The organism is Ochrobactrum quorumnocens (genome assembly GCF_002278035.1).
Lineage (GTDB): Bacteria > Pseudomonadota > Alphaproteobacteria > Rhizobiales > Rhizobiaceae > Brucella > Brucella quorumnocens.
Map to the genome: position 1 here is coordinate 551,852 of NZ_CP022604.1, position 16,935 is coordinate 568,786.

A 16,935-nucleotide genomic window follows, 5' to 3' on the forward strand; every position below is an offset into this window, starting at 1 on the left:
TGATAGTATCACTCTTCATTTTCACTTTCGTCTTCATCATCGGCTTCAATTACTTGCCAGATAAATGCGTGAAGACGTTCTTCAATGCTTGCTCTGGAAGCGCCTGATGCTTCCATCTCACGCTTGATTTTGAAGAATTGGTCCTTGTCAGATTGCGACAGATATTTGGCGGCGGATTCAAGTGATGATAATGAACTGGACATTGCTGTTGATACTGTTTTGTTTGGTGAAATGCTATAGCGCATCCCGAAAAGTGCGAAGCGGTTTTCGGATAAGATGCGCGTTGGCGTAAGAGGCTGCATCCCGAAAAGTGCGAAGCGGTTTTTGGATAAGATGCGCGTTGGCTTAAGAGGCTGCATCCCGAAAAGTGCGAAGCGGCTTTCGGGATAAAGTTCTCGTAAACATAAATAGATAGAGCATTTCCAACGGTTCAATCTGAACTGGAAATGCTCTCGTTTTGCGTCATTCTTGATCAGCGAGCCTTATAGGTCACGCTCATTTTTGCGCCTGTCAGCGCGTGTTGTGCAAGTTTGCCCGGCTCCAAGTCATTGACGCCGATCGGCATTGGCTTGTCGAAATGCACATCCATTGTGAAGAAACCGGTCGGATGTGGCATATCCTGAACAAAACGCAGAAGTGCTTGTCGAGAGGTCGCATCAATCTGCTTGTCAGGCATCGCTTCGACAGATTTACTCACGATATCACGTAGACGAGCAATATCGATTTCCGGGTCGCTTTCACCGGTTTCAGATGGCAGTGCGGCGTAATTTGCAAGAACGGGCAGGGCAACACTCTCCCACAGCCCCTGATTATCAAGCCGTAAGCGCAGATGCGAAAGCGTTGCGGTTGGATTAACCGTAAGGCTCGCAACCGATGAATCGACGGGCAGGTTGATTTCCGCAGAAACTGAAGCCTTACCCATCTTTATGCTGCTGATTTCTGCGTTCTGAATGTGGAGATATCCGCTTTCCGGATTGAAGCGATAAGAAGCAGCGAAATCCATCGGCCATTGCTGAATTGAAGTAATGTAATCCGATACTTTGTTGCCGCTTTGCAGCGTCATGCGTACGCCATCCACCGCCAAACGCCCCCACTGCGGTGCAGTTTTGCTCAAATCAGGGGCTTCAGAAAGATAGTCCTGCAGGCGATCAACTTCCAAAACGGCTCTTTCGACTGTCCACCCCATAATGCTCATGGCTTGATAAATGCCGTTCGAAACAACGCAGCCATCGGGAATATCTCTGACCATATAATCTTTGCCGGGCTTGAGAATACTCATGCCCTTGAGAAATTCTTCGCACCGGCTAAGCGATGCGTTGTCAGGTGCAGGCGCGGTTGCTTGCGCTAATGCTGACGTGGCGGCGAGGGAGAGCAGGACGGTTGGAAGGATGAAGCGCATGTCACCGAATTCTATGTTGAACCAAATAAGATACGCCGCATCATTTCCATATGGTCGCTGCTGTCAACCAGTGACAATGAAAGTTGCTACTTGTCGCTCCAGACCGCAAGCTCGTTGCCTGCAGGGTCGGTGAAATGAAAGCGACGCCCACCAGGGAAGGCAAAGATAGGTTTCACAATCGTTCCACCAGCCTCGGTCACGGAGGCCAGCGTTTCTTCAATTTTTGCCGAATAAAGTACGGGCAAAGGTTTGGCGGTGGCTTGCGGATCGGCATCAAAACCACCATCCAGCCCTTCGGCAAAAGCAGAATAGGTCGGGCCGTAATCAACGAATGACCAGCCAAACGCACGCGCATAGAAACTTTTAGCGGTGTCGAGCGACCCATTGGCCGCAGGCATTTCAAGATAATCGAGCTTGCCGGTGATACGCATGTCCAACTCCAAATGTTCTATATTTGTTCTTATATTGGAGGTAGGCCCGCCAATTTGTCAAGTGATATTGGATTTCGATTAACAGGCCGTTTTGATTATTAAAAGTGAAGTCGGCCCATCAAGATGCAGTCGACAAACTGTCCGTCTCTGAAGGCATCGGATCGCAGAACGCCTTCGCGTTCGAAGCCGAAGTTTTCATATAGCTGAATGGCGTGAAGATTGTCAGCAAACACTGTCAGATCCAGTCGCTGAAGGTTGAGCCAGTTGTCTGCCACGTCAATAATTTCGCGCATAAGGCCAGTGCCGATGCCTTGGCCGTGGTAGTCATCATGCACGCCAATACCGATAGTCCCTGCGTGTATTCGCCGGCCATCTGCGCGACGAATATCGCAGCTTCCAACAATCTTTCCGTCAAGTGTGGCTACTATGACGATGTGTTTATCTTTGAGGTTTGAAAGCCATTGGCGCGTGTTTGCAACGCGCGTAAACGGCAAACGGGATGTTCCCGCTCGAAACTTGGGCATGTTGGTCATTGCACATATTTCTTCCGCATCCTCTACGTTTGGAGCGCGATACGTGAGTGCATCTGGTGCTAAAATCATGGAGCCTCCGGTAAACACAGTTCCGAAGCCTAACCGCTCAACAGGCAGCCAGCCATTGCAAGAAACCTATCCCTGTTTGTCTGGCTTCCTCATTAAATTTGCGCATCATGACTACCGCATCGACCCAAAATCGAGTGCGATTTTTGGAAAGCACAATGCGTAGATTCAATGAGTTAGAGCGGCCTTTGTGCTCCGAAGGGACGTACGGCGCTATAGAGCGTGTTGCGCTTAATCGCACCCACAACGCTCGCTCTAGATTCTTTTAATTGCCGCATGTTCGCGGGAACTCAAATGAATCCATTTGAGCACGACATGCTTTAGCCTTAGCGGTCTAATCGATTCTATTACGGTGCTTTGTCTTTTTTGATTGGCAGGCAACGACTTGATCGCATAAGCACGAAGATAATTTCTGCAGGCCTGTGGAAAAAGCACAGGCATTGCGGACCGTTACCTGCGCAAGGGAGGCCAGCATGGCGAAGTGGGTGTACGCATTCGGTGATGGTAAGGCAGAGGGCGCTGCGAGCGATCGCAACCTTCTCGGTGGCAAAGGAGCGAACCTGGCTGAAATGAGCAGCCTTGGTCTGCCAGTGCCGCCCGGTTTTACAATAACGACCGAAGTGTGCACCTCCTATTACGACCATGAACGCACCTATCCTGACGAACTCGATGGGCAGGTGCAAAAGGCACTGAACCATGTTGCAGATCTGACCGGCCGCGCATTTGGCGGCACGGAAAAGCCGTTGCTGGTTTCGGTGCGTTCTGGCGCGCGCGCCTCCATGCCAGGCATGATGGATACGGTTCTGAACCTTGGCCTCAATGATGAGACCGTTCAGGCTATCGCGCGAGAGGCTGGTGACGAGCGTTTTGCTTACGACAGCTATCGCCGCTTCATCCAGATGTATTCAGATGTGGTGTTGGGTGTCGATCACGGTTTCTTTGAAGAAATTCTGGAAGACAAGAAGGCCGATCTTGGTGTCGAAGTCGATACAGCGTTGAGCGCTGATGACTGGAAGGAAGTCATCGGGCTTTACAAGGCCAAGGTCGAAGAAGAACTGGGCGCGCCATTTCCGCAAGACCCGCGTGAGCAGCTTTGGGGTGCGATCAGCGCAGTCTTCTCAAGCTGGATGAATGCGCGCGCTATCACCTATCGTCGTCTGCATAATATCCCAGCGCAATGGGGAACCGCCGTCAATGTTCAGGCGATGGTTTTCGGCAATATGGGCGAAACCTCTGCAACGGGCGTTGCCTTTACCCGTAATCCTTCCACCGGCGAAAAGAAACTCTACGGCGAGTTTCTGGTCAATGCACAGGGCGAAGATGTGGTTGCAGGCATTCGCACGCCGCAGAACATTACCGAGGAAGCGCGAATTGCCGCTGGTTCCGACAAACCGTCGCTTGAAAAGGTAATGCCGGAAGCATTTGGCGAGTTTCTGAAAGTGGCTAGCCGACTTGAGCGGCATTATCGCGACATGCAGGATCTCGAATTTACCATCGAACGTGGCAAGCTCTGGATGCTGCAAACGCGCTCGGGCAAGCGCACGGCCAAAGCAGCGTTGAAAATGGCTGTCGAGATGGCCGCCGAAGGATTGATTACTGAAGAAGAAGCCGTGCTGCGTATTGATCCGGCAGCGCTTGACCAGCTTTTGCATCCGACCATCGATCCTCGTGCCGAGCGCATCGTTATCGGCCAGGGACTGCCAGCTTCGCCGGGGGCTGCGACAGGTGAGATCGTGTTTTCGTCGGAAGATGCTGAACAGGCCAAGTCTGAAGGCCGCAATGTTATCCTCGTGCGCGTTGAAACGAGCCCGGAAGATATTCACGGCATGCACGCGGCTGAAGGCATTCTGACAACACGCGGCGGCATGACCAGTCATGCCGCAGTTGTTGCACGCGGTATGGGTAAGCCTTGTGTGTCTGGCGCAGGATCGCTGCGTGTCGATTACCGCAACGGCACGATGCTGGCCGCAGGTCAGACGTTCAAAAAAGGCGATATTATCACCGTTGATGGCGGCAGCGGTCAGGTACTGAAGGGGGCGGTTGCCATGTTGCAGCCGGAGCTTTCCGGCGACTTTGGTCAGCTGATGCAATGGGCGGATAAGACACGTCGCATGAAAGTGCGGGCCAATGCGGAAACACCTGCAGATGCCCGAACAGCACGTTCATTCGGCGCGGAAGGCATTGGGCTCTGCCGTACTGAGCATATGTTTTTCGAAGGCGAACGCATTATAGCAATGCGCGAAATGATCCTTGCCGACAAAGAGGAAGGTCGTCGCACGGCTTTGGACAAGCTTCTGCCGATGCAGCGTTCGGACTTTGTCGAACTGTTCGAGATCATGAAGGGGCTGCCGGTTACAATCCGCTTGCTCGATCCGCCGCTCCACGAATTCCTGCCGCGCACGGACGAAGAAGTCGCGGAAGTTGCAAGTGCTATGGGTGTCGATGCTGATAAGCTGCGCGAACGTTCCGAGAGCTTACACGAATTCAATCCGATGTTGGGCCATCGCGGATGCCGTTTGGCCGTGTCTTATCCAGAGATTGCTGAAATGCAGGCGCGAGCGATCTTTGAGGCCGCAGTCGAAGCTGGCAAAAAGACCGGCGAACCGGTGGTGCCGGAAGTCATGGTGCCGCTGGTTGGTCTCAAGGCAGAGCTCGATTTTGTCAAAGCGCGCATTGATGCTGTGGCAAAAGAGGTTATCAGCGAAGCTGGCGTTCAGATCGATTATATGGTTGGCACTATGATCGAGCTGCCACGTGCGGCTTTGCGTGCTGCCGAGATTGCAGAGACCGCAGAGTTCTTCTCATTTGGTACGAACGATCTCACGCAGACGACATTTGGTATTTCGCGTGATGATGCTGCTCCGTTTCTTTCGACTTACCAGAGCCGTGGTTTGATCGAACAGGACCCGTTCGTCTCGCTTGATTTAGAGGGCGTGGGTGAACTGATCCAGATCGCCGCCGAACGTGGACGTAAAACGCGCGACAATCTCAAGCTTGGTATCTGTGGCGAACATGGCGGCGATCCGACGTCGATAGCTTTCTGCGAGAAGACCGGGCTTGATTACGTGTCCTGCTCGCCTTTCCGTGTGCCGATTGCACGTCTGGCGGCAGCGCAGGCCTCAGCACGAAATAGCGCGTTCCGAAAAGTGTGAAGCCGTTTTCGGACAAGATGCGCGTCAATTCAAGACTTGAGAAGGCCCATCTGATTGAATCAGATGGGCCATAAAATTATGTGCCATAATTCGGCTTTGGTTCTGGCGCTGTAAACTGTGAGTCTTAATGCCAGAACTTTGTTTATCGGGGCAGATATGTTGCGTCAGTTACTTGCGGCGGGGGTCGCGCTCATTTGTTTGAACACTGTGGCCAGCGCATATGATGCGCTTCCGCAGCCGGAAAACAACGAAAAAATCAGAATTGTTGAACCACAATTGCGTATTGCAAAGGGTGGGGCGGCTGCGCCGCAAGTGGCGCTGACGCTCGATGCCTGCATGGGGAAAACGGATCACCGTATTCTCGATGTATTGGTGCAGAAACGCATTCCGGCGACGATTTTTGTTACTGGACGCTGGCTGAAGCAGAATGCGGAAGCCTTTGCGCTGATGAAGGCGCATCCTGACCTCTTCGACATTGAGAACCACGGCAATATGCATGTGCCAGCCATAACCAATGTGCAGACCATGTATAATATCAAAACAGCGGGTTCACTGGATGCCGTTCGTTCGGAAATTGATGGTGGTGCCGATGCAATCGCCAAGTCAGGCGCTTCAAAGCCGCAATGGTATCGTGATGCAACCGCCCGCTATTCGACCGATGCGGTTAAACTCGCGACGAGCATGGGCTACAAAATCGGCGGTTATTCATTGAACGGCGATCAGGGTGCATCGCTGCTTGCGCCTGTCGTTGCAAGGCGCATTTCGGCTGCACGCGATGGTGATGTCATCATTTCGCATATCAATCAGCCAACGCGCTCGGCAGGTGAGGGCGTGGCCAAGGGCATTCTGGCACTTCAGGCCAAGGGCATGAAGTTTGTGAAGCTAAGAGACGTTGAGACGTCCATGACGCTCAACCCGGTGCCGGACCATAATCTGCACGCAGGCGCACCTGCGACACTTGCAAAGCCGCCCGCAAACAAGTGATGGTTTTAAGTTCTAGAGCGTGTCGCGCTTAATAGCACCTATGACGCACGCTCTAGATTCTTTTAATTGTCGCATGTTCGCGGGAGCTCGAATGAATCTATTTGAGCACGACATGCTTTAGCTACCGTTTGTCTTGTCCTTTGGGGACAGGCTTTTCATGACTGCTGCGTAATTGCGTCCAAGGCTTTCAAACAAAGCATTCTCGCCAGTCAATGGGGCAACGGAAAGCGTTGTGCCGTCATTGCCCAACGTGACAAAAACAACCTGATCTTGTGGTTGGCCTGCAATAGCAATAGCGCCAATACGTTGTGTTTCACTGGTGTCGAGCGCAGGCATGTTGAACAGAACTTCTCCGCCCACACGTTCTGCTGCCTTGGCAAGGGCAGTGTCAAATCCTTCGATCAGAACGTCGATGGCTCCGAGCGCAAATTCAAGCTCGACTGCTTCCAGCGTCATTACATCCTGATCGGCTTCAGCAGCGCTGGATGTAGCTGGCTCATGGCCATTATGAAGGGTGCGATCCATGTCGTCCTCTCCGACGAATCCGAAAAAAGCCCCCATATACGCGATCATGCCCTTCGTTAGAAGTTGCTGCAATAGCTTTTATATTGATTTCACTCTATTTTTCCCGCTCATTCTTTGTAACTGGATGAATTGACAGTGCGTGCCTTGCCTTTTCCTTTTGCGTCCGAGCTCTCTCTGTTATGCATGGAAGCGCTCTGAAACGCGGTTGGGATCCTGCATGAGAAAACTTCGCTATCAACGCCGACAGTCTCGTTCAGCCATTTGGGCTTTGCGTTTTGGCGTATTTGCGGCCGTGCTTTCAGCGCTGGGTCTTATCCTGCACAGGTTCGGCAAGCTGGAAACGCCGGATTTTGTTCTGGTCGCTATCCTCGGTGGTGGGCTTGCGATACTCGCGCTGTTATGTGCCGCAAAAGGACTACGTAATTTGTGGGTCAATGGCGACAAGGGTGGAGCACGCTCTTTCTGCGGCAGCTTTCTGGCTTTTGCAGTTCTGCTGCCGCTCTGTTTTGTAGGCTCTCTATGGTATGGCTCGCCACAGCTTTATGATCTGACAACTGATTTTGAGACGCCGCCACAGTTTCCATCGACAATGCCAGCCCGCTTGCCGGGCATGAACGCGCTCTCAGTTGATGTTGCCGCGGATATGATAGGGCAAATGTCAGCCTATCCGGATGTAATGGGGCGCCGTTATCCCGCAGCTCCAGATCGGGTTGCGCAAGGGGTAGAAAATACCCTCAAGGCCTTTGGCTGGACGCAGATTAGTCGCGACATTCCTTTGCCAGAGCAGAATGCTACGCGTTTTGCTGCGACGGCCCACAGCACTTTTCTTGGCTTGAAGAGCGATGTGGTTATCCGTCTGCTTGATGAAGGCGAAACCACCTATGTCGATATGCGATCCTTGTCGCGTTACGGCAAACGGGACATGGGGCTGAATGCCGCCTTTATAACCGAGTTTTTGTCGGCACTCGAAGGCGAGGTCAACAAGGCTCCAGCCGATGTTGAATGATCAGCGCGGCTGATAGATCCCATTCAGGGATGGATAGCCATCAGTGATGATTTCCCCGCGTCCGACGAGATCTTCGAGATGCGCCAGTACCGAGAGTGCTGCAGCACCATGCAGACGTGGGTCGGTTTCGCGATAGATCGCTTTGACCATATCCGGGATCGTGCGATCGCCTTGAACGATCCGCTCCAGTATTGCGCGTTCTCGCATTTTACGATGTGCACGCAATCCCCGCACAAACGCCGCCGGCTTTGTGACTGCACCTCCATGGCCAGGCAGATAGATATCATCATCGCGTTCAAGCAGCTTCTCAAGCGAAGCCATGTAATCGCTCATTGAACCGTCTGGTGGCGCAACGATAGACGTCGCCCATGCCATCACATGATCGGCAGAAAACAGGATGCCTGTGCCTTCGAGGCCGAAGGCCATGTGGTTGGCTGCATGGCCGGGGGTGTGTATCCCGCGCAGCGCCCAACCGTCGCCGTCGATCTTTGCACCATCGGACAGGACCAGATCGGGCGCGAAATCGGTATCGGCACTTGCCTCAAGAAAGTTCACTTCGCCGCTATAATAAGGACGGGCGGGGCGATGTGGACCCTCGGCAACAACAAGCGCACCAGTCTGTTCCTTCAGCTGCCTTGCGAGGGGGGAATGGTCGCGATGGGTATGGCTTACAAAAATATGACTCACAGGGCGCTTGGCGATTGCAGCGAGAAGAGCCTGAAAATGCTCTTCGTTCTCTGGACCTGGATCGATAACGGCGAGCGTATCTGTCCCTATGATATAGCTGTTTGTGCCATGAAATGTAAAAGCGCTCGGATTATTCGCAGTCAGGCGGAGCAGGTCTTTACGCAAGGCAACCGGCGCCCCATATTCCGGGGAGAAGCTGCCGTCGAAATCAAGCGCCATTGAATAATCCAACTCGTTTTGGTTTGTCGGTTTGTATTGTTGCAATTCTTCGAACGGCTTAGGACGAATATAGTCCGGTTTCAAATGATTATCTGGTGAAGCGATACTCACAGCGCCGATTATAGGAGTGAGACAAAGATGCGTCAGAGAAATAAATCAAAAATTGCCGTGGCGTCTCTTCCCGCTGGCTACTTGCAAACCAAGCAACTGACACGGGCTTTCCGGTTTGTTGTGCTGGCAATTCTTGGTAGCGCGGTTCTCACGCTCTCAGCAAATATCAAGGTTGATCTTCTCTACGTCAATGTGACGATGCAGACTGCAGCACTGTTTGCAATTTCTGCGCTTTATGGTTCACGTCTGGCTGTTGCCACTGTCGCGCTTTATCTGCTTGAGGGTGTGCTCGGCATGCCTGTTTTCACAGGAACACCCGAAAAGGGCGTGGGCCTTGCCTATATGATGGGGCCTACTGGTGGCTATCTGCTTTCTTATCTCGTTGCCGCATGGATGATTGGTCGAGCTGCGGATAAGGGGCTCGCACACAAGCCGCTTGCGCTTGGCGGTGTCATGCTGCTTGCAGAAGCCGTCGTGCTCGTCATGGGCGCGGGCTGGATGGCTTATTTGTATGGCATTGAAAAAGGTATCGCCTTTGGCTTTGGTGCCTTCATCATCGCCGATCTGGTCAAGCTTGCACTTGCGGCCTGTAGTGTCCCGGCAATGTTGGCACTATTCAAGCGTTGATCAGCACAATCCATTGATAAATCTCAAGGTCCGAGTTCGTTGCGCGGCCTTTTTCATGACTTTGTTGAAACTGCTTTGCGATTGACAATTAGTCGGCGGCAAAGCTTTGTTAGACTGCATAAAATCAGGTTTGTCGGGGAGAAAAGCGTGAAGTTTGAAGTGCTGGAAGTTGAGCCGCTGACAAAGGCGGCTTTTGCCCCTTTTGGGGATGTTATCGAGGTGAACGGTGCTGAGCGACGTCTCATCAACAATGGCACGACGGAACGCTTCCACGATCTTGCCCGCGTCGAGGCCGTTGGCACTGACGCACGTGTTCTGATCAATATTTTTCGCGGACAGTCTTTCTCAGCACCAATCGACATCGTGATGATGGAGCGCCATCCTTTCGGATCTCAGGCCTTCATACCCTTAAACGGCAGGCCGTTTCTGATGGTGGTGGCAGAAGATGCTGAAGGCAAACCCGCGCGACCGAGAGCGTTTTTGGCGCGAGGTGATCAGGGCGTCAACTATTGGCGCAATGTCTGGCATCATCCGCTTGTATCCCTTGAGCAGACGTCAGATTTTCTTATTGTTGACCGCGCAGGCAACGAGGATAATCTGGAGGAGTATTTCCTTCCGGATGTCGCCTATCGCATCGAGACAATCCCGGCTTTTGAAACGCAAATCTGAGGATCAAAATGGGCAAGCTATCTACACATGTTCTCGACACTGCGCATGGTAGTCCGGCGGCAGCGATGCGGATTGAGCTTTATAGGCTTGGAGCCTTGGGAAAAACGGAGCTGATTAAGCGTACTGTCACCAATCTCGATGGTCGCACAGATGAGCCGCTGCTGAGCGGGAGTGAAATGCAGGAAGGCACTTATGAGCTGCAATTTCATGTCGCTGAATATTTTGAAGCACGCGGCGCAGACGTTGCCAATCCTCCGTTCCTTGATCTCATCCCAATCCGTTTCGCGATCGCGGATGAAGACGGCAATTACCATGTGCCACTTCTGGTCAGCCCCTGGTCTTATTCGACCTATCGCGGAAGCTGACTTATCCCCCTCTACCTGAGAGCCATTAAGCTCCCCGCATTACCAACGCGAGGAGCTTTTTATGGATCAAACACCAAATCTGAAACTTCCCTATATCATGCCCAGTCAGGCGCAGAAGCATGTCACGCATAATGAGGCGCTGCGATTGCTTGATGCCGTCGTGCATCTCAGTGTGAAATCGCGCATACAAACTGGCGCGCCCATCGGACCGCTCTCAGGTGAGCGGCATATAGTTGCAAGCCCTGCAACCGGCTTGTGGGTTGGAAAAGACGGAATGATTGCCTTCTTCATCGATGACGGCTGGTCTTTTGTTACGGTCGCAAAAGGCTGGCTTGCCTATGTCGAGGATGAAGGCAGATTGCTGGTGTTCAACGGCACTGAGTGGGAGGTCACAGGCTCGGTGCCCGATAGCCTGTCGCTCTCGATGCTTGGTGTGCAGGCCACAGCGGATGCAATCAACCGTTTTGCAATCTCGTCGGAAGCAAGCCTCTTTAACAATGCGGGTGCCGGCCATCAGATCAAAGTGAACAAACAGGCGGCAACAAATACAGCAAGCCTGTTGTTCCAATCAAACTGGACGGGCCATGCAGAGATGGGCCTGAATGGCGATAATAATTTCAGCATCAAGGTTGGCGACGATGTGGGCAATTGGCGCGAAGCTGTTAAGGTTGATCGAGCAACCGGCAATGTCGCAGTCGGCTCCATATGGCCGGAAACTCGCCTGCATGTCGACGGCCCGATACGTCCTGCATCTTTTGCGATAGCAGATTTGCCATCGGCAGCAGCGCATGGGGCAGGGGCGATGGTTTTTGTCAATAATGCAAGTACCGGCCCCCAAATGGTCTATTCAAACGGTTCTGGCTGGCTCAGCATGCGAACGGGCGCAGCAATCACCTGACGCACTATCGATTGGACGCAACGGTTTAGCTGCGTCCTCTGATCGCAATCTGCCGCATTTACAGCGGTTCCAGTTAATATTGAATCGTTGGAGCCGCTTTAACTAATTTTTTTTACGCATTTCCGAACGCAAAGCCGGTTCCCACTTTTGCTGGAAATGCTTTAATTTTGGAGAATACCGGCCTTTTTGGCCTGTAAGGACAGATGCTCATGAATAGTCAGAGTTCCACCGTCTCCCTGTAGCGGTATGGGATCCTGAGCTTCGCGCGCTTCCTTCGGTGTAAGCCCGAAACGGGCTTTGAAAGCCTTCGTGAGCTGCGTTCCATCGTGAAATCCGCAACGATAAGCGACCTCCTTCAAGGAAATTGCCTTGCCCTTCTTGTCGATAACAATCCGGTACGCGAGATCCAATCTTTTATCGCGAATAACCTTTGCCACGCCTTCATCCGGCTCAAAGGCGCGATAAAGATGCGACCGTGACATGCGGAAATGCTGCTGTATCGAATGTGGTCCCAGCAGCGGATTTGTGATGTTCTTGTCGATGTAAGCAAGGATACGGTTGCGTATGGGCAGGTTGATCGGGACATTCTCAACTGAACCTTTGTCGGCACCCTTGATGCATGAAGCAAGCAGCACCAACAAAGCATCCTTGGCGGCAATAGATTCCATCGCCGAAAGCTCCTGAACAACATCATTCAAGCCACGCAGATATTCAAACAAAAGCTGTGTCGTGGGAGCCTCGGCTTTAAGAATCATCCCATGCAGATTGCGCCAGCCAACAAGCTTCTCAAGTTCTTGACGAGGCATGATGACGGTCAGACGCGCGCCTGCTTCAGCTTGACTGGATATGACTTGGGCCATGTCGAGAATGAAAATATCACCGGGCTTCGCAGAGACAGCAACACCATTGAAGTCGCCGCTCAAAGTGCCAGCCAGCATGACCTGAAGGACATAATGATCAAGACCACTCTGGGCGATGATACTCGTTGTGCGCTCATAATGTTGACTGTTGAACGTTGTAGAACCGACCAACATATTGCCGAAGGGGTAAGAACGTAATGTTCCTATAAAGCCTCTTTTATTTTCATCATCGAGCGACGACACTTCGTAAAACAGCTTTACGGCGTCACGCCAGAAGTCGTCACGAATTTCGGCATCGACCATATCTGTCGATAAAAACAGCTCTTTTGTCATTCCTACCCCGTCGCGGGAAGCTATTATCATGTTTCCCGCGCAAGGGTATTCGATAAAAGCAATCAATTAGTCGTTAAAATTCAATATAATAAGAAAAATAGTGATCAATATTTCGAGAAGCCGAAGTTTATCTGCCAATATTGTGTCGTAAATATAATGTAAGACGACAGATACAAAAGTCCTGACAATATTAGTGATTGCTAATATTGTCAGGACTTTGCAGTTTCAACTAAAATGAACTTTTAGTAAGGGCTGTCGACCTTGCCCATTTCTACATAGACGGTCTTGATCTGGCTGTAATGCGTCAGGGCTGCGATGCCGTTTTCACGCCCTATGCCGGATTGCTTGTAGCCACCGAATGGCACTTCCACAGGTGTCAGATTATAGGCATTGATCCAGCAAGTCCCGGCCTTGATTTGGCTGATCACGCGATGGCCACGTGCGATGTCAGCCGTAAACACACCAGCGGCCAAACCAAATTCAGTATCGTTGGCGCGTGCAATCACCTCATCTTCGTCTGTGAACTCCAGAACGCTCATGACAGGGCCAAAGATTTCTTCACGGGCGATCATCATGTTGTCGGTTACGTCTGTGAAGATGGTCGGCTCGATGAAACAGCCCTTATCGAATCCCTGCAGCTTTGGAACGCCGCCACCATAGGCGAGGGTCGCGCCTTCGGCTTTGCCTTTTCCGATATAGGAGAGAACCTTGTCGCGCTGCGCACCATTGACGAGCGGTCCCATCTGGGTCGCTTCATCAAGCGGATCGCCAATACGAATCTTGCGCGTACGTTCGACGAGACGTTCAACAAATCGTTCACGTACATTCCTATGAACGAACACGCGGGTGCCGTTTGAACAGACCTGACCGGTTGAATAGAAGTTGCCGAGCATCGCGCCGCCAATGGCACTTTCAAGATCTGCATCGTCGAAAACGATAATTGGCGATTTGCCACCAAGTTCCATCGTGACATGCTTCAAATGCTCGCCAGCCTGCGACATGATCCGCTTGCCTGTCGGAACCGATCCGGTCAGGGAAACCTTGGCAGTCAGGCGGTGATTGACGAGTGCAGCACCCACATCACCAAAGCCCTGAACGACGTTGAACAGACCATCCGGCAGGCCCGCTTCCTTATAGGCTTCAGCCAGCGCGAGCGCGGAGAGGGGCGTGTTTTCTGATGGCTTGAAGATGAATGCATTGCCCATGGCGAGCGCCGGGGCAGATTTCCATGCGGCGATCTGAATCGGATAATTCCATGCGCCAATACCGACGCAGATGCCGAGCGCTTCACGACGCGTATAGGCAAACGATCCACCAAGCTCCACGAACTCGCCATTGAAACCGGAGATGATGCCGCCGAAGAATTCGAGAGCATCTGCGGCGGACGCTGCATCTGCAACAAGCGTTTCCTGAAGCGCCTTGCCGGTGTCGAGTGTCTCAAGCTTTGACAGTTTCTTGTTTTTCTCGCGTAAAATTTCCGCCGTGCGGCGCAGAATGCGGCCGCGCTCGACAGGCTTGAGTGCCGCCCATTCGACCTGTGCTTTGAGGGCTGCCGCATAGGCGGCCTCAATCACATCAGGCGTTGCCGAATAGAGCTTGGCGATTTCTTCACCAGTTGCTGGATAGAAAACGGGAAGCGGCTTTCCCGCTTTGTCTTCGACGAATGCGCCGCCGATGAAATGCGAGGCTTTGGGTTGTACTTTCATTTTATTCTCCTCGGGTTTCATCCTTGCATTTGAGCCAAAATTATAAGGCGGTTTTGCGTGGGATAATACGTAAAAACAAATAGTTAGAGTAGCTTCGGTAATCCGGCTTCAACAGAGTCGCTTTAACGATCGGAAACTTGCCAACGTGGGTTAATCCAGGGTTCCTGATTGGAGCGTGCTAGGGGCGTGCGGCCAAGAATGTGATCGGAAGCCTTTTCACCGGTCATAATCGACGGCCCATTGAGATTGCCGTTGGTTATACGCGGGAAAATAGACGAATCTGCAACACGCAGGCCATCAATGCCGATAACACGACATTCAGGGTCAACGACGGCCATCGGATCGTCAACTGCACCCATCTTACAGGTTCCGCAAGGATGGAATGCACTTTCCACATGTTCGCGGAGGAAGTTGTCGATCTCATCATCCGATTGCACATTTGCGCCGGGCTGAATTTCGGCGCCACTAAAGGGCGCGAAGGCATTCTGGCCGAATATTTCTCGGGTTAGCCGCACGCAATGGCGGAAGTCTGCCCAGTCATCCTCGTGCGACATATAGTTGAACTGAATCCGTGGCTTGTCTCGTGGGTTGGCCGAGCGAAGCGTCACACTGCCGCGCGATTTGGATCGCATTGGCCCGACATGTGCCTGAAATCCGTGAGACTCTGCTGCTGCCTTGCCGTCATAACGAATGGCGACTGGGAGGAAGTGATATTGAATATCGGGATATTCCACCCCTGCTTTCGAGCGCACGAAAGCGGCAGATTCAAAATGGTTGGTGGCGCCATCTCCTGATTTGAAGAACAGCCATTGCGCGCCGATCATCGCTTTCGAGAAAAGGTTGAGCTTGGAGTAGAGCGTGATGGGCTGCGTGCATTCCTGCTGGATATAGACTTCAAGATGATCTTGCAGATTTTGGCCTACACCGGGGCGGTCTGCCACTACATCAATTCCATGCTCTTTCAGCTGCACCGCAGGGCCAATGCCCGACAGCATCAGAAGCTTTGGTGAGTTGATAGACGAAGCCGCTATAATGACTTCGCGTCGTGCACGAATGGTTGAGAAGGTGCGACCTGCTTCGATTTCGACGCCCACGGCGCGTTTGCCCTCAAGCACGATCTTGCGTGCGAGGCCTTTGACGAGTTTGACATTCGGGCGCTTTAAAGCCGGTTTCAGATAGGCATTAGCCGCAGACCAGCGGCGTCCATTATGGATCGTCTGCTCCATCGGGCCGAAGCCTTCCTGCTTTTGGCCATTATAGTCTTCCGTGACTTCAAAACCCGCTTGATGTCCCGCATCCACAAAGGCCTTGAATAGTGGATTATCGCGTCTGCCACGCTGAATATGCAACGGACCATCCGTACCGCGCCATCCGTCTTGTCCGCCATGCGAATTTTCCATCCGCTTGAAATAGGGCAACACATCGGCATAGGACCAGCCCCGCGCGCCACTTTCTGACCAATGGTCGTAATCGCGGGCATGACCACGCACGTAAACCATGCCGTTGATCGAAGAGGAGCCGCCAACCACTTTGCCACGCGGCGTGACCAGGCTGCGTCCACCAATATGTGGTTCAGGTTCGGTAGAAAACCCCCAGTCGTACGTTTCCATATTCATGGGGAAGGAGAGGGCGGCAGGCATCTGGATCAGCGGTCCGATGTCCGGTCCGCCAAATTCGATCACGATAACCGAATGTCTGCCGTCTTCGGAGAGGCGGTAGGCCATAGCTGAACCGGCAGAGCCGGAGCCGATGATAACGAAGTCCGCTTCCATGCTCATTTCTCCACCGACAGCTGAACGGCAATGTAATCTTCCACGAGAGCGATCGCAGATGCTGCATTTGGTGCGTCGGCACCCAACGCATGCCGGATATAAAGTCCGTCAATCAGCGCACCTGCACCTTCGGCAATGCGATTTGCACGGTCGCGGCTGGTCAGTTGTTCAAGTGCAAAGACGAAATTTGAATGCAGGCGGCGCGCATAAATGCGTAAGAGCCGTTTGGTGTCTTCCGACTGCTGCGCGTGGACATAGAAGGTCAGCCAGGCGGCAATCGTTTCCTGTGCGAACTGCGAAGCGGAAAAGTTCACCGCAATAATCGCTGCAATGCGTTCTTGTGGGGTTTCAGCAAGCTTCATTGCGGCGTTCAAGTCACTTCCAAGCTCGCGAAGCAGATGACGCATGGTGGCGAGGATGAGTTTGTCCTTGCCGCCAAAATAATGATGCGCGAGCGCAGGCGATACACCTGCTTCATGAGCAATCTGCGCAACAGTTACGTCCAGTGAACCGCGCTGGCCGATTGTGCGGATGGCAGCATCGATCAGTTCGCGCCGCCGTAAAGGTTCCATCCCGATCTTGGGCATAATCG

At 52.6% G+C, this 16,935-nt stretch carries 17 protein-coding genes; 7 read left to right on the plus strand and 10 right to left on the minus strand.

Annotated features, from left to right (window positions below):
• Positions 1 to 8: 8 nt before the first annotated feature.
• The 4 genes from CES85_RS27810 to CES85_RS12105 form a co-directional block, all read right to left on the minus strand.
• On the minus strand, positions 9 to 359 hold the full coding sequence (locus CES85_RS27810; RefSeq protein WP_244923276.1) for a hypothetical protein: 351 nt from the start codon (positions 357 to 359) through the stop codon (positions 9 to 11).
• Between the two features lie 113 nt (positions 360 to 472).
• Complete coding sequence (locus CES85_RS12095) at positions 473 to 1,399, minus strand: hypothetical protein (protein WP_095446217.1); 927 nt, start codon at positions 1,397 to 1,399, stop codon at positions 473 to 475.
• Positions 1,400 to 1,485: 86 nt separating this feature from the next.
• Complete coding sequence (locus tag CES85_RS12100) at positions 1,486 to 1,830, minus strand: VOC family protein (protein ID WP_094579059.1); 345 nt, start codon at positions 1,828 to 1,830, stop codon at positions 1,486 to 1,488.
• Between the two features lie 98 nt (positions 1,831 to 1,928).
• The gene (locus CES85_RS12105; protein ID WP_095446218.1) at positions 1,929 to 2,432 is read right to left on the minus strand and encodes a GNAT family N-acetyltransferase; all 504 of its coding nucleotides are present in this window, start codon (positions 2,430 to 2,432) and stop codon (positions 1,929 to 1,931) included.
• A gap of 470 nt (positions 2,433 to 2,902) precedes the next feature.
• Between CES85_RS12105 and ppdK the strand changes: the two genes are divergently transcribed.
• A complete protein-coding gene (gene ppdK / locus CES85_RS12110; protein WP_095446219.1) occupies positions 2,903 to 5,581 on the plus strand; it encodes a pyruvate, phosphate dikinase in 2,679 nt (892 codons plus the stop codon).
• Positions 5,582 to 5,737: 156 nt separating this feature from the next.
• Positions 5,738 to 6,565: a polysaccharide deacetylase family protein gene (locus tag CES85_RS12115; protein ID WP_095446220.1), complete on the plus strand. Its 828-nt coding sequence runs from the start codon at positions 5,738 to 5,740 to the stop codon at positions 6,563 to 6,565.
• Positions 6,566 to 6,682: 117 nt separating this feature from the next.
• Here the strand turns inward: CES85_RS12115 and CES85_RS12120 are convergent, their stop codons facing one another.
• On the minus strand, positions 6,683 to 7,090 hold the full coding sequence (locus CES85_RS12120; protein WP_095446221.1) for a hypothetical protein: 408 nt from the start codon (positions 7,088 to 7,090) through the stop codon (positions 6,683 to 6,685).
• A gap of 217 nt (positions 7,091 to 7,307) precedes the next feature.
• Between CES85_RS12120 and CES85_RS12125 the strand changes: the two genes are divergently transcribed.
• Positions 7,308 to 8,096: a DUF1499 domain-containing protein gene (locus CES85_RS12125; RefSeq protein WP_095446222.1), complete on the plus strand. Its 789-nt coding sequence runs from the start codon at positions 7,308 to 7,310 to the stop codon at positions 8,094 to 8,096.
• Here CES85_RS12125 and CES85_RS12130 read toward each other — a convergent pair whose 3' ends face one another.
• Positions 8,097 to 9,002 carry an MBL fold metallo-hydrolase gene (locus CES85_RS12130; protein ID WP_095446223.1) on the minus strand — a complete coding sequence of 302 codons (906 nt, stop codon included), beginning with the start codon at positions 9,000 to 9,002 and terminating at the stop codon, positions 8,097 to 8,099.
• Positions 9,003 to 9,140: 138 nt separating this feature from the next.
• On the opposite strand from CES85_RS12130, the gene CES85_RS12135 reads away from it, so the two are divergent.
• The 4 genes from CES85_RS12135 to CES85_RS12150 all read left to right on the plus strand — a co-directional run bounded on the left by CES85_RS12135 (position 9,141) and on the right by CES85_RS12150 (position 11,672).
• Entirely contained in the window at positions 9,141 to 9,740 is a 600-nt protein-coding gene (locus tag CES85_RS12135; protein ID WP_095446224.1) for a biotin transporter BioY, read from the plus strand.
• Between the two features lie 147 nt (positions 9,741 to 9,887).
• On the plus strand, positions 9,888 to 10,409 hold the full coding sequence (locus CES85_RS12140) for an ureidoglycolate lyase (protein WP_095446225.1): 522 nt from the start codon (positions 9,888 to 9,890) through the stop codon (positions 10,407 to 10,409).
• An 8-nt stretch (positions 10,410 to 10,417) separates the two neighbouring features.
• A complete protein-coding gene (gene uraH, locus CES85_RS12145) occupies positions 10,418 to 10,774 on the plus strand; it encodes a hydroxyisourate hydrolase (RefSeq protein ID WP_095446226.1) in 357 nt (118 codons plus the stop codon).
• A gap of 61 nt (positions 10,775 to 10,835) precedes the next feature.
• Positions 10,836 to 11,672 carry a DUF2793 domain-containing protein gene (locus CES85_RS12150; RefSeq protein WP_095446227.1) on the plus strand — a complete coding sequence of 279 codons (837 nt, stop codon included), beginning with the start codon at positions 10,836 to 10,838 and terminating at the stop codon, positions 11,670 to 11,672.
• Positions 11,673 to 11,833: 161 nt separating this feature from the next.
• Here the strand turns inward: CES85_RS12150 and CES85_RS12155 are convergent, their stop codons facing one another.
• The 4 genes from CES85_RS12155 to betI all read right to left on the minus strand — a co-directional run bounded on the left by CES85_RS12155 (position 11,834) and on the right by betI (position 16,930).
• The gene (locus CES85_RS12155) at positions 11,834 to 12,865 is read right to left on the minus strand and encodes a helix-turn-helix domain-containing protein (protein ID WP_095446228.1); all 1,032 of its coding nucleotides are present in this window, start codon (positions 12,863 to 12,865) and stop codon (positions 11,834 to 11,836) included.
• A 242-nt stretch (positions 12,866 to 13,107) separates the two neighbouring features.
• On the minus strand, positions 13,108 to 14,571 hold the full coding sequence (betB, locus tag CES85_RS12160) for a betaine-aldehyde dehydrogenase (protein WP_095446229.1): 1,464 nt from the start codon (positions 14,569 to 14,571) through the stop codon (positions 13,108 to 13,110).
• A 122-nt stretch (positions 14,572 to 14,693) separates the two neighbouring features.
• Positions 14,694 to 16,343: a choline dehydrogenase gene (gene betA / locus CES85_RS12165; protein WP_095446230.1), complete on the minus strand. Its 1,650-nt coding sequence runs from the start codon at positions 16,341 to 16,343 to the stop codon at positions 14,694 to 14,696.
• 2 nt (positions 16,344 to 16,345) lie between these two features.
• Entirely contained in the window at positions 16,346 to 16,930 is a 585-nt protein-coding gene (gene betI, locus CES85_RS12170; protein WP_095446231.1) for a transcriptional regulator BetI, read from the minus strand.
• Positions 16,931 to 16,935: the final 5 nt, after the last annotated feature.